This window comes from Caloranaerobacter sp. TR13, from assembly GCF_001316435.1.
Taxonomy (GTDB): Bacteria; Bacillota; Clostridia; order Tissierellales; family Thermohalobacteraceae; genus Caloranaerobacter.
Window position 1 is genome coordinate 1 of record NZ_JXLL01000039.1, and the last position, 3,098, is coordinate 3,098.

Genomic DNA, 3,098 nt, shown 5'->3' on the forward strand with positions numbered 1-3,098 from the left:
ATTTAAATTCCATTTCTTCCCCTCCTTAATATGTAAGTTGTCAAAAAATAAAATTATAAAATTAGCTTGTTGACAAAGTTAATCTTTTAAAAAATACATGAAAATAAAAGCGAATAAATGTTTTATTTTGTATACAGTCTAATTATAAAATGTATTTATATATAGAATGTAGCCAAAATAAAAACATAATAATTACAAAAAATAAAAGCCAATATTACAAAGCTTTAGCAAAAAAACTCCTTGATGAAGAGTCTTAGGAAAGTCTGTAAACTTAATCATCTTTTTAGACCAGTATCTTACAAAACAAGCCTTCTTGATTAGTGCATTTGGATTTTTGAAAATTAAAAATTTTAGTTTTATCTAAAAACTTGCCTATGGACATTATTTACATAAATAATTCATTTTGTGAACATATTTATTTATATATAAATTTTGTTTGATAAATATTTAACATTAAGGCCACCTTAATTATAAATAATTTGTTTAGAAATTGTCAATGTAATTCCTCGATGAAATTGTGATATTTTTGACATATTATATCTAACATTTAATCTTCATACATTTTAAGTTAATACGTATATACCCTACAATTTCATTCTTACACAGATAGCATGCTATATACAAGTGTTTTGTTTCCCTATTATTTCTGTGTTATAGTACCAAAAATCTATACTTTTTAAAGAACAAAATCTTCGATTTGAATAAATTAATGAAGATTTTGCCTATATCCATTACGGAAATTATATTTAAAATCATCCACAAATCAATGCAGTTTATAATTTCCTATGGATTATAAAGAAAGCAGCCCTAGCTTTTAGCTAGAGCTGCAAATTTTACTCACAATCACAGAAATATTTTTCATATTCTTTTTCTTCATCTATAGGATAATTCTTCCTTGCTACATAATGAGTATGAAGTAATTCATGAGACTTATGGCTATTAGGTTCTCCCAAGAATTCTTCGTAAATTTTCTTAATCATTGGGTTTTTATGAGATTTTCTTATTGTTTTAGCTTTATCTTCATCGTATAGAGCTTTTGCTCTTTCTTTCATTACATTCTTAGCCATTCTATCTTTTGCACTAACATGCGGCTGTCCTCCACCAGTTACACAACCACCTGGACATCCCATTACTTCAATAAAGTGATATTCTTTTTCACCTGATTTAACTTGTTCTAATAACTTTCTTGCATTACCAGTACCATGTGCTACTGCTACTTTAACCACTAAATCTCCTAATTTAATTTCAGCTTCTTTAATGCCTTCTGTACCTCTAACTTGTTCAAAATCAATATTTTCTAATTCTTGTCCTGTTACAACTTCTGCAACTGTTCTAAGTGCTGCTTCCATTACCCCACCAGTAGTTCCGAAGATAACGCCGGCTCCAGTTGATTCACCTAATACTTCATCAAAATCCTCATCTTGTAGGTTAACAAAGTCTATTCTTGCTTCTTTAATCATTTTTGCTAATTCTCTTGTAGTTAATACATAGTCAACATCTTGATATCCTGTAGCAGCTAATTCTTCTCTTTGAGCCTCGAACTTCTTAGCTGTACAAGGCATTATAGATACAACAACTATATCTTTTGGATCTATATTGTTCTTTTCTGCATAATATGATTTTATAACTGCACCTAACATTTCATGAGGTGATTTACAAGTTGACAAATTATCTAAAAACTCTGGATAGTAATGTTCACAGAACTTAATCCATCCTGGTGAACATGAAGTAATCATTGGTAATTTACCACCATTATTTAATCTGTGAAGTAACTCATATCCTTCTTCCATTATAGTTAAGTCTGCAGCAAAGTCTGTATCAAATACTTTATCAAAACCTAATCTTCTTAAAGCAGCTGCCATTTTACCTGTTACTCTTGTACCCATTGGAAGACCAAATTCTTCTCCTAATGCCGCTCTTACTGCTGGAGCTGTTTGAACTACAACATGTTTATTTGGATCATCTATTGCTTCCCAAACATAGTCTATTGATTCCTTTTCTCTTAACGCACCAACTGGACATGCAGCAATACATTGTCCACAATTGATACATGGAACATTTCCTATACCTTTTTCAAAAGCAGGTCCTACAATAGTTTCAAAACCTCTATTAGTAAAATCTAGTACACCTACTGTTTGAACATCTTGACATACACTTACACATCTACCACATAAAATACATTTCTTAGGATCTCTAACTATTGATGGTGATGAAGTATCAACAGGCGCTTCATTTTTTTCTCCTTCAAAAGGAATATCTTTAATACCTAATTCATCTGAAAGAGTTTGTAACTCACAATTTCCATTTCTTACACAAGTTAAACACTCTCTATGATGGTTTGATAAAATCAATTCTAAAGTTGATTTTCTTGCATCTCTAACTTTCTTAGTATTTGTTCTAACTACCATACCTTCTCTTACTTGTAGTACACATGAAGTTAGAAGGTTTCTAGCTCCTTCAACTTCTACTAAACACATTCTACATGCCGCTACTTCATTTATTTCTTTCAAGTAACATAAAGTAGGAATATCTATACCTATGCTTTTTGCTGCTTCAAGTACAGTATAGTTCTCTGGAACTTGAACTACTTGATTATCTATAGTAATAGTTACTTTTTTCACTTTTCACACCCCTTTTCTACTGATATATTACTACTTCCTTACTATAGCTTTAAATGGACATTTTTCCATACAAGCACCACACTTAATACACTTATCTTGATCTATAACATGTGGAGCCTTTCTTTCTCCTGTTATTGCTCCTACTGGACATACCTTAGCACATACTGTACATCCTTTACATAAATCTTCTTGAATGTAGTATGAAAGTAGTGCCTTACATGAACCAGCTGGACATCTCTTTTCATTTACGTGTGCTTCATATTCATGTCTGAAATACTTTAATGTTGATAATACTGGGTTAGGTGCTGTCTGCCCTAATCCACAAAGAGCTGCAGATTTAATATTTACAGCTAATCTTTCTAACTTCTCTATATCTCCAGGCTCACCTTTACCATTAGTTATTCTCTCTAATATCTCTAACATCCTCTTTGTACCAATTCTACAAGGTGGACATTTACCACATGACTCTTCTACAGT

General features: G+C 31.2%; 2 protein-coding genes. Both read right to left on the reverse strand.

Annotation, left to right across the window (positions count from 1 at the left end; all coding sequences use genetic code 11):
• Positions 1 to 833: 833 nt before the first annotated feature.
• Complete coding sequence (locus TR13x_RS10715) at positions 834 to 2,621, reverse strand: NADH-dependent [FeFe] hydrogenase, group A6 (RefSeq protein ID WP_054871931.1); 1,788 nt, start codon at positions 2,619 to 2,621, stop codon at positions 834 to 836.
• A gap of 30 nt (positions 2,622 to 2,651) precedes the next feature.
• The coding region (locus tag TR13x_RS10720; RefSeq protein ID WP_152912157.1) for an NADH-ubiquinone oxidoreductase-F iron-sulfur binding region domain-containing protein at positions 2,652 to 3,098 on the reverse strand (447 nt) is incomplete at its 5' end.